Origin of the sequence: Marisediminicola sp. LYQ134, from assembly GCF_046599635.1 — a bacterium.
GTDB lineage: Bacteria > Actinomycetota > Actinomycetes > Actinomycetales > Microbacteriaceae > Marisediminicola.
Genome location: NZ_JBKIWP010000001.1, coordinates 1,667,834 through 1,685,612, shown reverse-complemented (window position 1 = coordinate 1,685,612; position 17,779 = coordinate 1,667,834). Strand labels below are relative to the sequence as shown.

The following is a 17,779-nucleotide window of genomic DNA, read 5'->3' as shown; positions in this document are numbered from 1 at the left end:
TCGGGCCGCTCATCGCGCTGCTCATCGCGCCGCGCTTCCCGTCGCGGCCCGGCGCGCGGCCGGCCGCGCGGCATCCGCCCATTTGGGTCGCACGCGACCGAGGGGAGACAATGGAGTAATGGCCTATGAGTTCGAGCGCAAGCAACGCATCGCGATCCTCGGGGGAGGGCCAGGCGGATACGAGGCGGCCCTCGCGGGCGCCCAACTCGGGGCCGACGTGACCCTCGTCGAGCGGGTCGGCGTCGGAGGCTCGGCGGTGCTCACCGACGTCGTGCCGTCGAAGACCCTCATCGCGACGGCCGAGGCCTCCAAGTCGATCGGCAACGCGACCGACCTCGGCGTGCAGTTCTACTCTCGCGGCGACACCGGTCGCCCCGTGCGGCCCGACATCGCCGTCAACCTCTCGGCCGTCAACGCGCGGCTCCTTCGACTCGCGCGGCAGCAGTCGGAAGACATGAAGTCGCAGCTCATCAAGGCGGGAGTGCGCATCGTGCAGGGCGCCGGTCGCCTCGACGGCCCACAGCGACTCATCGTGTCGACCGGGCGGGGCAAAGGCGCGACCGACTTCGACGAGATCGACGCCGACACCCTCATCGTCTCGGTCGGGGCGAGCCCCCGCATCCTTCCCTCGGCGAAGCCCGACGGCGAACGCATCTTCACGTGGACCCAGCTCTACTCGCTCGAGAGCGTGCCCGAGCACCTCATCGTCGTCGGCTCGGGCGTCACGGGAGCCGAATTCGCTTCGGCCTACACGGCGCTCGGCTCGAAAGTGACCCTCATCTCGAGTCGCGACCAGGTGCTTCCGGGAGAAGACGCCGACGCGGCGCGCGTGATCGAAGACGTCTTCACCCGCAACGGCATGACCGTGCTCTCGAAGTCCCGGGCCGAATCGATCGAGCGCGTGGGCGACGGGGTCGTCGCGACCCTCTCCGACGGGCGCATCATCGAGGGGAGCCACGCGCTCCTCGCCGTCGGATCCATCCCCAACACCGCGGGCATCGGACTCGAAGACGCGGGGATCCAGCTCACCGAGAGCGGCCACATCCGCGTCAACAGGGTCGCGCGCACATCCGTGCCCTCGGTCTACGCGGCCGGCGACTGCTCGGACTTCCTCCCCCTCGCCTCCGTCGCGGCGATGCAGGGTCGCACGGCCGTGTTCCACGCGCTCGGCGACGCCGTGAACCCGACCGAACTGCGCAACGTGACCTCCAACATCTTCACGCAGCCCGAGATCGCGACCGTCGGATGGACCCAGAAGCAGATCGAGGAGGGCGTCGCCCAGGGCGACATTTACAAACTCCCGCTCGCCTCCAACCCCCGAGCCAAGATGCAGGGCATCAAGGAGGGGTTCGTCAAGCTCTTCGCGCGCACCGGATCGGGCACCGTCATCGGGGGTGTCATCGTCGCCCCCAACGCGTCGGAGCTCATCCTCCCCATCGCACTGGCCATCGAGCACCGCCTCACGGTCGACCAGGTCGGTCGCGCGTTCGCGGTGTACCCGTCGCTCTCGGGCAGCATCACGGATGCCGCGCGCGCGATGCACATCGTCGCGTAGCGGGGTCGCGTAGCGGGGTCGAGTAGCGGGGTCGAGTAGCGGGGTCGCGCGGCGGGGTCGCGCGGTCCGGGTGCTCGGCCGGGCGTGCTCGGCCGGGGCGCGTGGCGGGGGTGCTCGGCGCGCAGGATCATTCCGCAGCATCCGCCGCCGCTTTCGGCATCCGCGCCGCAGATTTGCACGGCGGATGCCGATTCCGGTGGCGGGTAGCTGGTGTGCGCATGCGCCCAGCTCCGCGCCCAGGACGCCCGTGATCGGCCGAGACTGCACAGCCCGGTCCGGCGCGGAGCGCGGCCCGGCGCGGCGCAGAGCACGGCGCAGAGCACGGTGCGGAGCGCGGCGCGGAGCGCGGCCCGAGTGGGCGCGGTGGGTCCGTCCTCCCCAGGGCCGCGGAATCGAGCGTGCCGACGGACATCGCGCGTCCGCCGCCGTCGACCGCGGCCGTGTGGCCGACTGGACCGGTGCCGACCGGTGAGCAGACTCCCGCCTCCGTCGACGACCTCGTCCTCGCCTCCCACCTCGCGCAGACCGGTGGCCTCGACGGGCTGTACCGGGCGGTTCGAGCGGGCCGTTTCCTCAGGCTCGCGCGCGGGGTGTTCGTCGCCGAGACGATCTGGCGGGGGATGTCTGCCGACGAGCGCTATCTCGCGACCGTCCGGGCCTGCGCGCGATCGGTTCCCCATCGCGAACTCCTGTTCTCGCACCACTCCGCCGCGGCGCTGTGGCGACTCCCCGTGCTCGGTGCGTGGCCTCGGTTGCCCGAGGTCGTGCGAGAGCCCGCCCCCGGCGGCCGGTCCCGGCGCGCGCTCACCGTGCATCCCGACGGTGTGCCCGACGACACCGTCCTGATCGACGGGCTGCGAGCGACGACACTCGCCCGCACCGCCGTCGACATCGCACGGACCGCCCCGTTCGCGAGGGCCGTGGCGATGACCGATCGCGCCCTCGCCATCGGCACCGTCGAGTCGAGCGATTTCTCCGCAACCCTGCGCGCCGAGGCGGAGGCCCACCCGTCGCCGAAGGGGTCGGCCCGCGCGCGACGCGTTCTCGCGTTCGCTGATCCGCGCTCGGACTCGGCGGGCGAGTCGCTCAGTCGGGTGACCATGAGCCTCCTCGGCTTCGCGCCACCCGAATTGCAGCGCGAGTTCCGCGATCGTGCCGGGTCGATGTTCGCCGACTTCTGGTGGCCGAGCGCCCACGGCGGCGAGGCCGGCATCGTCGGCGAGTTCGACGGTGTCGGCAAATATCTGCGATCCGACATGCTCGGGGCGCACTCGACAGCCGACGCCCTCATGGCTGAGAAACGGCGGGAGGACCGCATCCGCGCCCTCGGTCCGCGCGTGGTGCGGTGGGGTTGGGACACCGCGCGGTCGCTCAGCGAGCTGGAGCGGGTGCTCGCCGCCGCGGGTGTGCCGCGGGCTCCCCACGCTCGCGGGGTGCGGTAGGGCGCGTGCGCTGCGGCATCCGCGCACCGTTTCGGCGCTCGCTGCGCGAATATGCGCGGCGGCTGCCGGTTCGGGCGGCGGGCGGGCGGTGGCGGGCCGGGATGCGGTGGCGGGCGGGATGCGCCGGGCGGGATGCGCCGGGGGCCGGGATGCGGCGGGGGCCGGGATGCGGCGCGGCGACGGCCCTGCGGCGGACTTGCGCCGCAGCATCCGCACACCGTTTCGGCACTCGCCGCGCGAATGTGCGCGGCGGATGCGAATCCGGGCGGCGGGTGGCGGCGGGGGCACCGGGGCACGGGGACGCGGGGGCGCAATGGCGGCTCGACGGCACGGTGGCGAGGCACGGCACGGCACGGCACGGCACGGTGGCGAGGCACGCACGGCACGGCGCGGCGACGGCCCCGCGGCACGGCACGGCGACGGCGCCGCGGCGCGGCCGCACACTTGCGCCGCGGCATCCGCGCACCGTTTCGGCATCTGCGCGCGGATTATGGGTGGCGGATGCCAATGAGGACGGCGGATGTCGCGGAGCCCGGCGCAGCGCCCGCCGCCACGCGCGCCGCGAGCCTCAGTCGGTGATCGCGAGGAGCACGTGCCCGGAGGGCACCGTCGCGCCGACCGCGGCGTCGATCGGCCCGACGACACCGTCTTTGTGGGCTGTGATGGGTTGCTCCATCTTCATGGCCTCGAGCACGAGAACGAGGTCGCCCTTGACGACACGATCGCCTTCGGAGACCGCGATCTTGACGATCGTCGCTTGCATGGGAGACGTGACCGCATCACCGGATGCGCTCGCCGACACCCCTGCGGCGCTGTGCCGCCTCGGAGCGGGCAGGAGCGCGGCGGGGCTCGACGATGCCGACCCGAGCCGACGGGGGATCCCCACCTCGATGCGCTTCCCATCGACCTCGACGACGACGGTCGTGCGCTCCGCCGCGGGAGTCTGGTCGGCGAGGGAGCCGCTCCACGGTTCGATCTCCCCCGCGAACTCGGTCTCGATCCAGCGCGTGTAGACGCTGAACGGGGCACTGGTGAACGCGGGGTCGCGCACGATCGCGCGATGGAAGGGCAGAACCGTGGGGAGTCCGGCGACCTCGAACTCGTCGAGGGCGCGTCTCGACCGCTCGATGGCGTCGGCGCGCGACGACCCCGTGACGATGAGCTTCGCGAGGAGGGAGTCGAACGCTCCCGTGATGACGTCTCCCGTCGTCACTCCGCTGTCGACGCGCACGCCGGGGCCCCCGGGGAATCGCAAGACGTTCACGGGGCCGGGGGAGGGCATGAAGTTGAGGCCGGGGTCTTCGCCGTTGATACGGAACTCGATCGAGTGCCCCTGCGCGACGGGATCGCCGTAGCCGATCGGTTCGCCCTCGGCGAGTCGGAACTGCTCGCGCACGAGGTCGATGCCCGTGACCTCCTCGGAGACGGGGTGCTCGACCTGCAGCCTCGTGTTGACCTCGAGGAACGAGATCGTGCCGTCTTTCGCGACGAGGAACTCGCACGTTCCCGCGCCGAGGTATCCGACCTCTTTGAGAATCGCTTTCGACGCCGTGTAGAGCAGCGCGTTCTGCTCGTCGGTGAGGAACGGCGCGGGCGCCTCCTCGACGAGCTTCTGGTGGCGCCGCTGCAGCGAGCAGTCGCGCGTGGAGACGACGACGACGTCTCCGTGGGCGTCGGCGAGACACTGGGTCTCGACGTGGCGCGGCTCGTCGAGGTACTTTTCGACGAAACACTCCCCGCGCCCGAACGCCGCGACGGCCTCGCGGGTGGCCGAGTCGAAGAGTTCGGGCACCTCCTCGCGCGTGCGGGCGACTTTGAGGCCGCGACCGCCACCGCCGAACGCCGCCTTGATGGCTACGGGGAGACCGTGCAGATCGACGAAGTCGAGCACTTCCTCCGCACCGGAGACGGGGTTGAGCGTGCCGGGCGCGAGCGGTGCGCCGACCTTCTCGGCGATGTGCCGTGCGGAGACCTTGTCTCCGAGCTTCTCGATGGCGTCGGGCGACGGCCCGATCCAGATGAGGCCCGCGTCGATGACGGCGCGAGCGAAGTCGGCGTTCTCGGCGAGGAACCCGTATCCGGGGTGCACGGCGTCGGCTCCCGAGCGACGTGCGATCGACAGGATCTTGTCGATCACGAGGTAGGTCTCGGCCGAGGTGGAGCCGTCGAGGGCGTAAGCCTCGTCGGCGAGCTTGACGTGCCGCGCATCCCGATCCTGGTCGGCGTAGACGGCGACCGACGCGATCTTGCTGTCTCGAGCGGCCCTCACCACGCGAACGGCGATCTCTCCACGATTGGCGATCAAGACCTTCGTTATGCGGGGCATAGTCCTCTACCCTATTGCCGCCCGGCGCCGCCGTTTTGGCGGACACAGACAAAGATGCGGGATGCGTCCCTGCCACGACCTACAACACTGCGGCGACACCCGCGGCACCGGGGGCAGTCACGATGCGGCGCCGCCGCGGTTCCACAGTGTCGGCCAGGCGACGTCGAACTCGAGCAGCAGCCCGCGGACGGCCGCGAGTGACAGCCCGACGACCGCGTGGGGATCGCCGTCGATGCGCGTGATGAAGGGCGCGCCGAGGCTGTCGATCGTGAATGCCCCCGCGACGAAGAGGGGTTCGCCCGTCGCGATGTAGGCGTCGATGTCGGCGTCGGAGATGTCGTCGGCGAAGGTCACCTCGGTCGTCGTCACGATCCCGCTGCCGCGGCCGACCCGCCCGCCGCGGTGGTCGATGAGCCAGTGGCCGGAGTGCAGATGCCCGGTGCGACCGCGCTGCAGATGCCAGCGTTCGCGCGCGACCTCGGGGCGGTGCGGTTTGCCATAGGTCACGCCGTCGAGTTCGAACGCGGAGTCGCCTCCGAGCACGAACCCGTCGATGGGCTCTCCGAGCACGCTCGTGCCCGCGACGGCCTCGGCTTTCGCGCGAGCGAGCAGCGCGACCATGTCGTGGGCTGTCGGCGCGCCGTTCGCGGCCGTATGGGCGTCGACGGCGGCATCCTCGTCCACTTCCGAGGGCACGACGACGGGTTCGATGCCCGCCGCTCGGAGTGTCGCGAGTCGGGCGGGCGAGGTCGATGCGAGGTACAGGCGCAACGCGGCTCCTATGCTCGGGGGATGGGTGAAATGCAGGGTACGAGGGTCGAGGTCGAGATTACCGGCGTCGCCCACGGCGGTGTCATGGTCGCGCGACACGAGGGGCGAGTCGTCTTCGTGAGCGACGCGATCCCCGGCGAGCGTGTCGTCGTGGAGATCACCGACGATTCGAAGAAGTCGTTCTGGCGCGCCGATGTCGTGGAGGTCGTCGAGGCCTCGGAGCACCGCCGACCGCACGTCTGGGCCGAGGCGGCCGTCGATCGGCCCCCGGCCGACCGCGCGGGCGGTGCCGAGTTCGGTCACATCGACCTCGCCTTCCAGCGCGAGCTCAAGAGGCGCGTGCTCACCGAGTCGCTCGAGCGCATGGCGGGAGTCGTGTCGGATGTCGTCGTCGAGGCGTTGCCCGCCGGGTCCGTGCCCGCAGACGCCTCGCCCGCTTCTGCGTCGGCTCCCGATGTCGACGGCACCGGGTGGCGCACGCGCGTGCGGCTGCACGTCGGGGACGACGGTCGTGCCGGGCCCTACGCCGCGCGTTCCCACCGCGTCATCCCCGTCGAGTCTCTTCCGCTCGCCGTCGACGAGGTGCGATCGATCGCTCCGCTCGACGAGAGCTTCTCGGGCGCCGACTTCGTCGACATCGTCGTGCCTTCGACCGGTAATCCGTTCGTGATCGCCGGTCAGTCCGCACCGGCAGGGGGGCGCGGTGCCGCGGGCGCGAAGCGTCAGAAGAAACCGCGAGCCAATCGCATCGTCGAGCGCGTGGGCGACCGCGAGTTCCGGCTCGACGCCGACGGCTTCTGGCAGGTGCACCGCCACGCGGCGGCGACCCTCACGAGCGCCGTCCAGTCCTCCGTCGACGAGGCCGACTTCGACCCGACGGCGTCGAACCTCGATCTCTACGGGGGAGTCGGTCTGCTCGCGGCCGCTCTCGGTGACCGTTTCGGCCGCTCTGTGCGGGTGACGTCGGTCGAGAGCGACGAGCGGGCGACCGATCACGCCGCGCACAACCTCTCCGACTGGGTCGGCGCGGCGGCGGTCACCGCGAGGGTCGACGCCTATCTCCGATCCCTCACCGCGACGGCGGGTGCGGCCGAGCGCGCGCGACTGACCCGCGCGACCGTCGTGCTCGACCCTCCGCGATCGGGTGCGGGTAAGGGCGTCGTCTCCGATCTCGCGGCTCTGGGGCCGCAGAACATCGTCTATGTCGCGTGCGACCCTGTCGCGCTCGCTCGCGATGTCGCGCTCTTCGCGGAGCGCGGATACAGCCTCACGGCCCTTCGAGCCTTCGACCTGTTCCCGTCCACCCACCACGTCGAGGCCGTCGCGACCCTCCGCCGCGAGTGACATGACCCTCTGCGCGGGATGAGTCGCGCTCGCCGTCTCGCGCGGCCTTAAGATGGGGCTGCGCTCGCGAGTTCAGCGACCGGCTCGAGACGGGATTCCCATGGTGACGACAACGACAGACTCGGACCCCCGTTCGGCCACCCCCGCGGGTGTTCGCGTGTCGGTCGTCGACGACCACGAATCGGTGCGGCTCGGCGTCAAAGCGGCGTGCATCGATGCCGGGTTCACGTTCGTCGTCGCGGCGGCCTCCGTCGACGAGTTCGTCGCCGAGCTCGGTGACAAGGAGTGCGACGTCGTCGTGCTGGACCTGTCGCTCGGCGACGGGTCGACGGTGACCGACAACGTCAAGCGCGTGCAGGCCGTGGGAGCCGCGGTTCTCGTGCACAGCATCGCCGATCGCGTCGCCTCGGTGCGCGAGGCCCTCGCGGCCGGCGCCGCGGGAGTCATCCCCAAGTCGTCGGCGACGAGCACGGTCATCTCGGCCGTCGCGACGGTCGCCCGTGGCGAGGTGCTCAACAACCTCGAGTGGGCGACGGCGATCGACGCCGACAGTGATTTCGCGAAGGCGCAGCTCGGTCGCCGCGAGCGCGAGATCCTGCACCTCTACGCCTCGGGCTTCCCCCTCAAGCTCGCCGCGCAGCAACTCGGCATCGGCTACTCGACGGCTCGCGAGTATCTCGACCGCATCAGGGTCAAGTACGTCGAGGTGGGTCGTCCCGCCCCGACGAAGGTCGACCTTCTGCGTCGCGCCGTCGAAGACGGCATCCTGCCCGGCATGGACGCGGATAACGGTGATGGCCGGTAGGCAGTCCGCTCGCGTGGCAGCCACCCCGTCGCGGGTAGCGCGCAATCCCATCAGCCGCCGGCAGATCGAGACGGTCATCGCGCGGTCGTCCGGTGTCTTCGGGCTCGCCTTTGGGGCGCAGACTCTCCCGACGGTGTTCGAGCAGGCCGGTCAGACGCTCGTCGAGTGGAGTGCTCCGATGACGACGCTCGTCTTCGGGTCTCTCGTGTTCGCGGGGGTCGCCTCCGCGCTCAAGCGCTGGATCGTGCCCGCCAATGTCATCGTCGTCGTGGCGTGGTTCGCCGCGATGATCTCGTGGCCGCTGAGTCTCTCCGACCCCTCCGCGCCGGTCGACGGCCGACCGTGGCCGTGGTTCCTCTGCACCGTCGCGACGGCGGCCGCGGCCGTCGCGTGGCCCGTGTGGGCGTCGACCGCGACGCTCTTCATCGCCCCCCTCACCTACGGTGTCGTGAGGCTGTCGCCTGCGGGAGGCGAAACGGATGTCGACCTCGTCGCCCTCGACATCGTCTACGCCGTGCTCCTCGGCGGCGCCGTGCTCATCATCATCACGCTCTTGCGCCAGGCCGCCGCGGCGGTCGACCTCGCGCAATCGCTCGCTCTCGAGCGGTATTCCACCGCGATCGGCCAGCACGCGACCGAGGTCGAGCGCGTGCGCGTCGACGCGATCGTGCACGACAGCGTGCTCACGACCCTGCTCGCCTCGGCGAGGGCGGTGACGGCGGATTCGCAACGCCTCTCCGCGCGCATGGCTCTCAACGCCATGGGGTACGTGCGCGAGGCGGCGACGTCGTCGCCCAGTACGACCGAGACCGTGAGCCTCGCCGAGCTCGCGAGGCGCATCTCCGACGAGGTCGTCGCGCTCGGGGCGGAGTTCGAGGTGCGTTCTCCTCCCGGGGCGGGTGAGTCGGATGGTGGCATCCCCGGCGATGTCGCCGAAGCCGTCTATTCGGCCGCCGTGCAGTCGATGGTCAACAGTGTGCAGCACGCGGGCACGCGCCCGGACGTCGCCCGGTGGGTGTCCGTCGGCAGGTCGCTCTCGTGCCCGCTCGTCATCGAGGTCGGCGACACGGGCGACGGGTTCGTGTTCGACGAGGTTCCGACCGCGCGCATCGGTCTGCGCGTCTCGATCATCGAGAGGGTCGCGAACGCGGGAGGCAAGGTCGACGTCGATTCGGCACCCGGCGAGGGCACGGTCGTGACCATCCGCTGGCCCGACCCCTCCGACGACGGGCCGCCGGCGTGGGAGCGCGAGGCGGGAACCGGGGTGACGACCGCGTGATCATCTCCATTCCCCGATCTCTCATCATCACCCTCGCCGCGATATTCTCGGCCTATCATCTGGTTCTCGCCGCGGTGTCGTTCGACGTCGCCGAGTCCCGCGGGCCCGTGATCGCCGCCATGGTCATCTATGCCGCCGCGACGACGGCGAGCCTGCTTCCCTACCGGTCTCCGCGCATGCCGATCTGGCTCGCGGCGTTCAACGTCATCGCGACCATCGCGATCTCCCTCCTCGTCACGAGCCAACTGCCCGACGGCCCCGGCGGGAGTTACGCGGCGTGGCACACCGCCGCGATCGGAACGCTCATGGTCATCACGTCGACCCGGATGCGGCAGTCGTTCGCGTGGGTCGGCGTCGGCGTTCTCGTCGCCCAGAGCATCGCGTGGCAGGGTGTCGGCGAGCTCGCCGACCTCGGGATCGTCGGAAGCGTGGTCTGGGTGGGCATCTCGCACGCCCTCGCCTACTCTCTCGCCGCGGCGGCCCGAGACGCTCGGCAATACGCTCTCGCCGAGCGTGAGGCCGCCGAGTGGCGCGCGGCCCAGGAGGCCCACGTGTTCGAGCGACAGTTCCGGCTCGGCCAGACCGCGCGCATGGCGACACCGATGCTGCGCCAGATCGTGGCGAGCGGCGGCAACCTCACCGAGGAGGAGCGCCAGGAGTGCCTCTACCTCGAGGGGGCCATCCGTGACGAGATCCGCGGGCGCACGCTGCTCAACGACCGCGTGCGTGCCGCCGTCATGGCCTCGAGGCGCCGGGGGACGACCGTGACTCTCCTCGACGAGGGGGGAATCGACGACCTGCCCGACGACGAACGCGATCGTGTCCTCGATCGGCTCGCTGTGGCCGTCGAGGAGACGAGGACCGACCGCATCGTCGTGCGCACCGTGCCCGTGGGTTCGGACATCGCCGTGACGGTCGTGGGCCTCAGTTCGGGTAACGACGGCATCCACTCGCTTCTCGGGCACGAGCCAGACGACGACGATGACGGCGACGAGATCGACCTGTGGCTCGAGATCCCCCGCGTCGGCGCGGCGGCGACGGCCGTCTGAGCTCGACAACGTGAGGCCGCGTCTCCTGGATGATCGGCGAGACATTCCGCACCACGAGAAAGCGGGACCGGCCCCGTGGACCGGTCCCGCATCAAACTGTGAGTCAGGACGACAACCCGAATGTCGCCCTGACTCGCCCCCGAACCACTGGCCCGCTTACCCTAGTCGGCCAGTGATTGGTGGTGCACTCGTGAAGAGACACCTAGCACGATCAAGTCTGCACGCTCGTCGGGTGTCCCGAAGTCGGCATTTCTGAGGACTTCTGGGGGACAATTCCGCACCCGGTCCAGATATTGACCGGCATCAGCATACGACACCTCGCGCTCGAACGCACGGGGTGCCGGGGTACAATCTCGCGACCGACACCCGATCACGCACCGATCATCCTCGGGTCAGCCGGAGAACGACCGCCACGCGCCGATCGTGTGGAGAGGCACGCGGCCGGCCCGCTGGGTCCGCTGCCACGCGCTCGTCGTGACGGGCGGAGCCATTTCGTCGTCGGGTTCGGCGGCCATTGCGTCGATCACGGCGAGTGCCGCGGCGAGCTCGACATCGGTCGGGGAGCCGCGGAGCACCTCGATGCCCGCGCAGGATTCCGTGGCCCGTGTCACAGCGGGATGTTTCCGTGCTTCTTTGCGGGGAGGCTCGCGCGCTTCGTCCGCAGGGCGCGGAGAGCCTTGACGATCGCGACCCTCGTCGCCGCCGGTTCGATGACCCCGTCGAGTTCGCCGCGCTCGGCCGCGAGGAAGGGCGACGCCACGTTGTAGGTGTATTCGCTCGCGAGTTTCGCGCGCACCGCCGCGACATCTTCGCCCGCCGCTTCGGCCGCGCGGATCTCGGGGCGGTAGAGGATGTTGACGGCGCCCTGCCCGCCCATGACGGCGATCTCCGCGGTCGGCCACGCGTAGTTGATGTCGGCACCGAGTTGCTTCGAACCCATGACGATGTAGGCGCCGCCGTAGGCCTTGCGTGTGATGACGGTCACGAGGGGAACGGTCGCCTCGGCGTAGGCGTAGAGGAGCTTGGCCCCGCGCCGGATGACGCCCGTCCACTCCTGGTCGGTTCCGGGCAGATACCCGGGAACATCCACGAGCGTGATGATGGGGATCGAGAAGGCGTCGCAGAAGCGCACGAACCTCGACGCCTTCTCGCCCGCCTCGATGTTGAGGGTTCCGGCCATCGCGTTCGGCTGGTTGGCGATGACACCGACAGCGCGCCCCTCGATGCGACCGAAGCCGACGACGATGTTGGGGGCGAAGAGGGGCTGGGTCTCGAGGAACTCGCCGCCGTCGACGATGTGCTCGATGACCGTCTTGACGTCGTACGGCTGGTTCGGGCTGTCGGGGATGATCGTGTTGAGTTTGCGGTCGGCGTCGGTGATCTCGAGCTCGACGTCGCTCGCATACACGGGGTGCTCGGCGAGGTTGTTGTCGGGGAGGTAGCTCAGGAGTGTCCGCGCGTAGTCGAGGGCGTCGTCCTCGTCGCTCGCGAGGTAGTGGGCGACTCCCGACTTCTGGTTGTGCGTGAGGGCTCCACCGAGCTCCTCCATGCCGACATCCTCGCCCGTCACGGTCTTGATGACGTCGGGGCCGGTCACGAACATCTGGCTCGACTTGTCGACCATGATCACGAAGTCGGTGAGCGCGGGGGAATACACCGCGCCGCCCGCCGCGGGGCCCATGATGATCGAGATCTGGGGGATGACGCCCGAGGCGTGCGTGTTGCGACGGAAGATCTCGCCGTATTTGCCGAGTGCGACGACACCCTCCTGGATGCGAGCGCCCCCCGAGTCGAGCATGCCGATGATCGGCACGCCCGTCTTGAGCGCGAGGTCCATGACCTTGAGGATCTTCTCACCCGCGACCTCGCCGAGGGACCCGCCGAAGATCGTGAAGTCCTGGGCGTAGACGGCGACCTGCCTGCCGTGGATCGTGCCCGTTCCCGTGACGACGGCGTCGCCGTACGGCCGGGACTTGTCCATGTTGAAGGCGGTCGTGCGGTGTCGCACGAACTCGTCGAGTTCGACGAACGAGCCGTGGTCGAGAAGAGTCTCGATGCGCTCGCGCGCGGTCTTCTTGCCCTTGGCGTGCTGCTTCTGGATGGCGGCTTCGCCGCTCGCCGTCACGGCCTCGTGGTAGCGGAGCTTGAGGTCGGCGAGCTTGCCCGCGGTCGTCGAGAGGTCGGGGGAAGCGTTGTCGTCGATCACGCGTTCACTTTACCCACCGCCCTCCGTCCCCGAGTGGTCGCCTCCCGTCCCCCTCCCGTTCACTGCCGAGACAGCGCCCGGACCGACAGCGTTCCTACCGTCGGGGTGTGAGTACCAGAGGGGGCGCAGGAGTGACGTATACGCCATCGCCGCGCGCTTCCGTCGTGGCCGTCATCCCCGCGAGGGGCGGCTCGAAGGGGGTGCCGGGAAAGAACCTGCGCCGCGTCGGGGGCGTTCCGCTCGTGGCGCGGGCCGCGGCATCCGCTCGCTCCGCGAAGCGCATCGACCGCGTGATCGTGAGCACCGACGACCAGGCGATCGCCGCGGCGGCCAAGTCGGAGGGCGCCGACATCATGGCGCGCCCCGCCAAGCTCTCGGGCGACACGGCGAGCTCGGAGTCCGCTCTGCTCAACGTGCTCGAGCGACTCGATCACACCCCCGACATCATCGTCTTCCTGCAGGCGACCTCACCGTTCATCGACCCCGCCGACCTCGACCGCGCCATCCACCGCGTGCAGTCGGGGGAGTGCGACGTCGTCTTCTCGGCGATCGAGACCCACGCTTTCCTCTGGCGGCTCACCGACACGGGGGCGGAGGGGGTCAACCACGACCACACCTTCCGCGCTCGCCGTCAGGATCGCGAGGCCCACTACCAGGAGACGGGCGCGTTCTACGTCATGCGCGCCGCCGGGTTCCGCGACGAGAAGTACCGCTTCTTCGGCACCGTGGGCGTGGCCCTCACCGACGAGCGCCGCTCGATCGAGATCGACACGGCGCCGCAACTGGAGCTCGCGAGCGCGATCGCCCCCATCGTCGACCCCTCCCACGACATCGATGTGGATGCGGTCGTCACCGACTTCGACGGAGTCCACACCGACGACACCGTCGTGATCGGCGCCGACGGCAGCGAGTTCGTGACGACGAACCGGTCGGACGGCCTCGGTGTCGCACGCTTGCGGGATGCCGGGATTCCCGTGCTCATCCTCTCGAGGGAGAGGCACCCTGTCGTCGCCGCGCGCGGACGCAAGCTCGGCGTCGAGGTGCTCCAGGGCGTCGACGACAAAGCCACGGCGCTCACCGACTGGGCGGAGCGCAACGGCATCGACCTCGCGCGACTCGCCTACCTCGGCAACGACGTCAACGACCTTCCCGCGCTCGAGATCGCGGGGTGGCCCGTCGCGGTCGCCGACGCGAATCCCGCGGTGATGACCGCAGCGCGAGTCGTGCTCGCCCACGCCGGCGGACACGGCGCGGTGCGCGAGCTCGCCGACCGCGTCTTGCGCTCACGGTCGCCCCGGAGGGCGAGCCCCGGAACCGGCCCCGTCGACACGGGCATCCCCATCAGCACCGATCCCCGCACCACAGACCCCATCACCACACGCACGACCACATCAGAGGAGCAGTCATGGCCGTTGTCATTGGCGGAAAAGCCGTAGGCGAATCGCACCCCGTCTACGTGATCGCCGAAATCGGCCTCAACCACAACGGTGACGTCGAGCTCGCGAAGAGACTCATCGACGTCGCCGCCGAGGCGGGTGCCGACGCGGTCAAATTCCAGAAGCGCACCCCCGAGATCTCGACCCCCGAGCACATGCGCGACGTGCCGCGGGAGACCCCGTGGGGCACGATGACCTACCTCGACTACCGCTACCGCGTGGAGTTCGATCGTGACCAGTACATCGAGATCGGCGACTACGCGGCACTCAAGGGGCTCGCGTGGTTCGCGTCGCCGTGGGACGAGCCCTCCGTCGACTTCCTCGAAGGCCTCGGTGCCGTCGCCTACAAGGTCGCGTCGGCCTCCGTCACCGACATCGGGCTCCTCACGGCGATCGCGGAGACGGGCAAGCCCGTCATCCTGTCGACGGGGATGTCGACGCTCGACCAGATCGACGCCGCCGTCGCGGTGCTCGGCACCGAGCGCCTCGTCATGCTGCACGCGACCTCGACGTACCCCCTGCCTCCCGAGGAGGCGAACCTGCGCACGATCGGCACGCTCCAGCGCCGATACGCGGGTGTGCCCGTCGGCTACTCGGGTCACGAGCGCGGACTGCAGATCTCGATCGCGGCCGTCGCCCTCGGTGCCGTCGCCGTCGAACGGCACATCACCCTCGACCGCACGATGTGGGGCAGCGACCACGCGGCCTCGCTCGAGCCCCACGGGCTCACACAGCTCGTGCGCGACATCCGCATCATCGAGGAGGCGCTCGGCGACGGCGAGAAGCGCGTGTTCCCCGGGGAGCTCGCACCCCTCGCGAAGCTCCGACGCGTGACGGTGTGACGGAGAGACCTCTCACCGTTCTCGCGGTCGCCGACTCGGACTCCTACCTCAAGTGGGGTGCCGCGACGCTCGGTCGCATGCCGCAGTCGTGGACGACCGACCTCGTCGTCGTGGAGACACCCGCGGTGCCGAGCGCGCGCCAAGTCGCCGCGGCCCTCGCGGGCACGGTGTTCGAGACCCGCGGAGTCGACATCCGCGGTGCCGACGAGATCGCGCGCCGCGTCGCCGCCGAACGTCCCGACATCGTTCTGCTCTCGGTGCGAGGCCCCGTCGTGAGGGTGCTCGTGCGGGCGATCCTCGGTGACCGCGAGGCGCGGCGGGCGACCGACGCGAGTGGCGCAAGGGCGGGTCGTCCGGGCGGGCGAGGCGCGACGACGCCGTGGCGTCCCGTGCTCGTGAGCGGACTCCCGGGGATCTCGATCCCCGCGACCCGCAAGGCGCTCTACTACCGCGCTCAAGTCGACGCGCTCATCCTGCACAGCGCGCGGGAGATCGACGAGTTCCGCGCGCTCGCCGCGACGATGGGGGTCGGGCAGCGCTTCGCGCTCTCGACCCTCCCGTTCCTCGCCGACACTCCGCGGCCGACCGGAACCGCTCGCGAGCGGGGATCCCGTGACCGCGCCGCGACCGACATCGTCTTCGCCGCCCAAGCGAAGGTGCCGAGAGAGAAGTCCGACCGCGAGCACGTGCTCCGTGAGCTCGCGACGCTCGCCGACGCCGACCCCTCCCGCCGCGTCGTGCTCAAGTTGCGCGGTCTCGCGGGGGAGCCGCAGACCCACGCCGAGCGGTATCCCTACGACACCCTCCTCGCCGAGCTACCGGAGGCCCGCGGCAAACTCGTGATCGACACCGGGCCAATGTCGGCGTCGCTCGACACGGCGGCGGCCCTCGTGACGGTGAGCTCGACGGCGGCGATCGAAGCCGTGCATCGGGACATCCCGGTGCTCGTCCTCGACGACTTCGGGGTCTCCAATGGCCTCATCAACACCGTCTTCGAGGGCAGCGGCCTGCTCGGGCCGCTCTCGTCGCTCGCGACGACGGGGGCCAGGCTCGCCGACGCCCGCTGGCTCGACGACAACTATTTCCACGCGCCGGACACGGTGGACTGCATCGCCGTGCTCGAGACTCTCGTCGTCGAGCGCGAGGCCGGAACACTCGCCGTGCGCCCGCAGTTCCGCGGAACCCTCGGCGGCACACTCCGGCGCGTGTGGGATCGCAAGCGTGCGCTCGGGCGATATGACCGCTCGGCGGCGGGGTTTGTCGCGCTCGCCGTCGGTATGCCCGCGCGATACGTCGTGCTCGCCGTGCGAGCGGCGCGCCGGTCGATGCGTTCGACGTCGGAGGATCGCCGGATGACGCGCCCCTAGGCTCGGGGAATGCCTTTTCCCCGCGCCTCGGCTCTCGCTCCCGTGATCGACCTCGAGTCGACGGTGAGCACGAACGACGAGGTGCTCGCACGCGCCCCGGGCGCCGACGAGTTTCTCATCGTCGCGACGACGACGCAGACGGGAGGCCGAGGGCGGCTCGGTCGGGAGTGGGTAGCCCCGCCTCGACAGACCCTTGCGGCGTCGGTGCTCCTGAGACCTCGGGACTCCGCGGGCGTCGCCGTGCCTTTCGACCGCTGGGGATGGGTGCCGCTGATGGCGGGGCTCGCGATGAGTCGCGCGGTCGACGGCGTGCTCCCTTCGCCTCGCGCGACCCTCAAGTGGCCGAACGACGTGCTCATCGCCGAGCGGAAGGTCTGCGGCATCCTCGCCGAGATGCTCCCCACCGGTGACGGCGTCGTCGTGGGTGCGGGTGTCAATCTCACGCTCGCTCCCGATGCTCTCCCCACCCCCACGTCGACGTCTCTCGCCATCGAGGGCGCCGTCGGCGATGTCGATGCTCTCGCGGACGCCGTGCTTGCGACGTGGATCATCGAGTTCTCGCGGCTCTACCTCCCGTTCGCCGCGGCCGGAGGTGACGCTCGGGCGAGCGGAGTGCGCTCGAGGATCGTCGCGTCGTGCGATTCGATCGGGAGGCCCGTGCGCGTCGTGCTTCCCGACGGGTCGGAGCTCCGCGCGGACGCCGTCGACATCGACGACACCGGCCGGCTCGTGGTCGAGCTGTCGAATGGCAGCAGGCAGTCTGTCGCCGCCGGGGATGTGACTCATCTGAGGTATGAATGACGCATGGCTGATGAGCGCGGAACCGGGGAGGTCGAGCGCATCGTCGCGAGTCTGCGACCGCACGGACGAGCACTCTTCTGGCCGTCGCTCGTGCTCATCGCCACGTGCGGGGCGAGCGCCTACTTCGTCGGTCGCTTCGACGAGGAGTGGCAGAACCTCGCGGTGGCGGGTGGCGCTGCAGCGCTCGTTCTGCTCGTGTGGGTCCTCCCGCTGCTCTCCTGGCTCTCGAAGCGCTACATCATCACGACGCGGCGCATCGTGTTGCGCCGCGGACTCTTCGTCCGCTCGAGGCAAGAGCTCCTGCACAGTCGGGGCTACGACATCACGGTGCGCAAGAACGCGGTGCAGAGCTCGCTGCGGTGCGGCGACGTTCTCATCAACACGGGCCTCGATTCGCCCGTCGTTCTGAAGGACATCCCCGCGGCGGACCTCGTGCAGCGCACTCTCCACGACCTCATGGAGAGCAGCGTCAATCCGATCGCCGCACGACGCCAGGCCGCTCAAGCCGAGGTGCGCGGCGAGACGACCGCCTGGGGTGGCCGCTGAGAGACGTCGA

At 70.2% G+C, this 17,779-nt stretch carries 15 protein-coding genes; 11 read left to right on the top strand and 4 right to left on the bottom strand.

Annotated elements, in window-relative coordinates:
- Positions 1–118: 118 nt before the first annotated feature.
- Positions 119–1,555, top strand: coding sequence for an NAD(P)H-quinone dehydrogenase (locus ACLHIH_RS08050; protein WP_411316199.1), 1,437 nt, complete (start codon positions 119–121; stop codon positions 1,553–1,555).
- Positions 1,556–1,953: 398 nt separating this feature from the next.
- Positions 1,954–2,997: a hypothetical protein gene (locus ACLHIH_RS08045; protein WP_411316198.1), complete on the top strand. Its 1,044-nt coding sequence runs from the start codon at positions 1,954–1,956 to the stop codon at positions 2,995–2,997.
- Between the two features lie 568 nt (positions 2,998–3,565).
- On the opposite strand, the gene ACLHIH_RS08040 is transcribed toward ACLHIH_RS08045, so the two are convergent.
- Both ACLHIH_RS08040 and ACLHIH_RS08035 read right to left on the bottom strand, forming a co-directional pair.
- Entirely contained in the window at positions 3,566–5,323 is a 1,758-nt protein-coding gene (locus ACLHIH_RS08040; RefSeq protein ID WP_411316197.1) for an acetyl/propionyl/methylcrotonyl-CoA carboxylase subunit alpha, read from the bottom strand.
- A gap of 117 nt (positions 5,324–5,440) precedes the next feature.
- Positions 5,441–6,094: a Maf family protein gene (locus ACLHIH_RS08035; protein WP_411316196.1), complete on the bottom strand. Its 654-nt coding sequence runs from the start codon at positions 6,092–6,094 to the stop codon at positions 5,441–5,443.
- 21 nt (positions 6,095–6,115) lie between these two features.
- Here ACLHIH_RS08035 and ACLHIH_RS08030 point away from each other — a divergent pair, with 21 nt between their 5' ends.
- The 4 genes from ACLHIH_RS08030 to ACLHIH_RS08015 all read left to right on the top strand — a co-directional run bounded on the left by ACLHIH_RS08030 (position 6,116) and on the right by ACLHIH_RS08015 (position 10,571).
- Positions 6,116–7,438 carry a class I SAM-dependent RNA methyltransferase gene (locus ACLHIH_RS08030; protein WP_411316195.1) on the top strand — a complete coding sequence of 441 codons (1,323 nt, stop codon included), beginning with the start codon at positions 6,116–6,118 and terminating at the stop codon, positions 7,436–7,438.
- Positions 7,439–7,538: 100 nt separating this feature from the next.
- Positions 7,539–8,243, top strand: a complete 705-nt coding sequence (locus ACLHIH_RS08025; protein WP_411316194.1) for a response regulator — start codon at positions 7,539–7,541, stop codon at positions 8,241–8,243.
- A 13-nt stretch (positions 8,244–8,256) separates the two neighbouring features.
- Complete coding sequence (locus ACLHIH_RS08020) at positions 8,257–9,522, top strand: sensor histidine kinase (protein ID WP_411316193.1); 1,266 nt, start codon at positions 8,257–8,259, stop codon at positions 9,520–9,522.
- The gene (locus ACLHIH_RS08015) at positions 9,519–10,571 is read left to right on the top strand and encodes a hypothetical protein (RefSeq protein ID WP_411316192.1); all 1,053 of its coding nucleotides are present in this window, start codon (positions 9,519–9,521) and stop codon (positions 10,569–10,571) included. Before ACLHIH_RS08020 ends, ACLHIH_RS08015 begins: the two co-directional genes overlap by 4 nt.
- Positions 10,572–10,963: 392 nt before the next feature.
- Here the strand turns inward: ACLHIH_RS08015 and ACLHIH_RS08010 are convergent, their stop codons facing one another.
- Together ACLHIH_RS08010 and ACLHIH_RS08005 are read right to left on the bottom strand one after the other, a co-directional pair.
- The gene (locus ACLHIH_RS08010) at positions 10,964–11,182 is read right to left on the bottom strand and encodes an acyl-CoA carboxylase subunit epsilon (protein WP_411316191.1); all 219 of its coding nucleotides are present in this window, start codon (positions 11,180–11,182) and stop codon (positions 10,964–10,966) included.
- Complete coding sequence (locus ACLHIH_RS08005; protein WP_411316190.1) at positions 11,179–12,777, bottom strand: acyl-CoA carboxylase subunit beta; 1,599 nt, start codon at positions 12,775–12,777, stop codon at positions 11,179–11,181. Before ACLHIH_RS08005 ends, ACLHIH_RS08010 begins: the two co-directional genes overlap by 4 nt.
- A gap of 131 nt (positions 12,778–12,908) precedes the next feature.
- On the opposite strand from ACLHIH_RS08005, the gene ACLHIH_RS08000 reads away from it, so the two are divergent.
- The 5 genes from ACLHIH_RS08000 to ACLHIH_RS07980 are packed head-to-tail and all read left to right on the top strand — an operon-like array spanning position 12,909 to position 17,769.
- Complete coding sequence (locus ACLHIH_RS08000) at positions 12,909–14,213, top strand: cytidylyltransferase domain-containing protein (RefSeq protein ID WP_411316189.1); 1,305 nt, start codon at positions 12,909–12,911, stop codon at positions 14,211–14,213.
- Positions 14,183–15,055 (top strand): N-acetylneuraminate synthase family protein, encoded by an 873-nt coding sequence (locus ACLHIH_RS07995; RefSeq protein ID WP_411316188.1) that lies wholly within the window; start codon positions 14,183–14,185, stop codon positions 15,053–15,055. The genes ACLHIH_RS08000 and ACLHIH_RS07995 overlap by 31 nt, the downstream gene beginning before the upstream one ends.
- Positions 15,052–16,422 (top strand): DUF6716 putative glycosyltransferase, encoded by a 1,371-nt coding sequence (locus ACLHIH_RS07990; RefSeq protein ID WP_411316187.1) that lies wholly within the window; start codon positions 15,052–15,054, stop codon positions 16,420–16,422. The genes ACLHIH_RS07995 and ACLHIH_RS07990 overlap by 4 nt, the downstream gene beginning before the upstream one ends.
- Positions 16,423–16,431: 9 nt before the next feature.
- Positions 16,432–17,223: a biotin--[acetyl-CoA-carboxylase] ligase gene (locus tag ACLHIH_RS07985; protein ID WP_411316186.1), complete on the top strand. Its 792-nt coding sequence runs from the start codon at positions 16,432–16,434 to the stop codon at positions 17,221–17,223.
- 3 nt (positions 17,224–17,226) lie between these two features.
- On the top strand, positions 17,227–17,769 hold the full coding sequence (locus ACLHIH_RS07980) for a PH domain-containing protein (protein WP_411316185.1): 543 nt from the start codon (positions 17,227–17,229) through the stop codon (positions 17,767–17,769).
- Positions 17,770–17,779 lie beyond the last annotated feature (10 nt).

Bases quoted from the DNA above. Each gene is read 5' to 3' on its own strand.
- ACLHIH_RS08030 (WP_411316195.1), top strand. From the start codon at position 6,116: ATGGGTGAAATGCAGGGTACGAGGGTCGAGGTCGAGATTACCGGCGTC.
- ACLHIH_RS07980 (WP_411316185.1), top strand. From the start codon at position 17,227: ATGGCTGATGAGCGCGGAACCGGGGAGGTCGAGCGCATCGTCGCGAGT.
- ACLHIH_RS07995 (WP_411316188.1), top strand. From the start codon at position 14,183: ATGGCCGTTGTCATTGGCGGAAAAGCCGTAGGCGAATCGCACCCCGTC.
- ACLHIH_RS08040 (WP_411316197.1), bottom strand. From the start codon at position 5,323: ATGCCCCGCATAACGAAGGTCTTGATCGCCAATCGTGGAGAGATCGCC.
- ACLHIH_RS07985 (WP_411316186.1), top strand. From the start codon at position 16,432: ATGCCTTTTCCCCGCGCCTCGGCTCTCGCTCCCGTGATCGACCTCGAG.
- ACLHIH_RS08050 (WP_411316199.1), top strand. From the start codon at position 119: ATGGCCTATGAGTTCGAGCGCAAGCAACGCATCGCGATCCTCGGGGGA.
- ACLHIH_RS08025 (WP_411316194.1), top strand. From the start codon at position 7,539: ATGGTGACGACAACGACAGACTCGGACCCCCGTTCGGCCACCCCCGCG.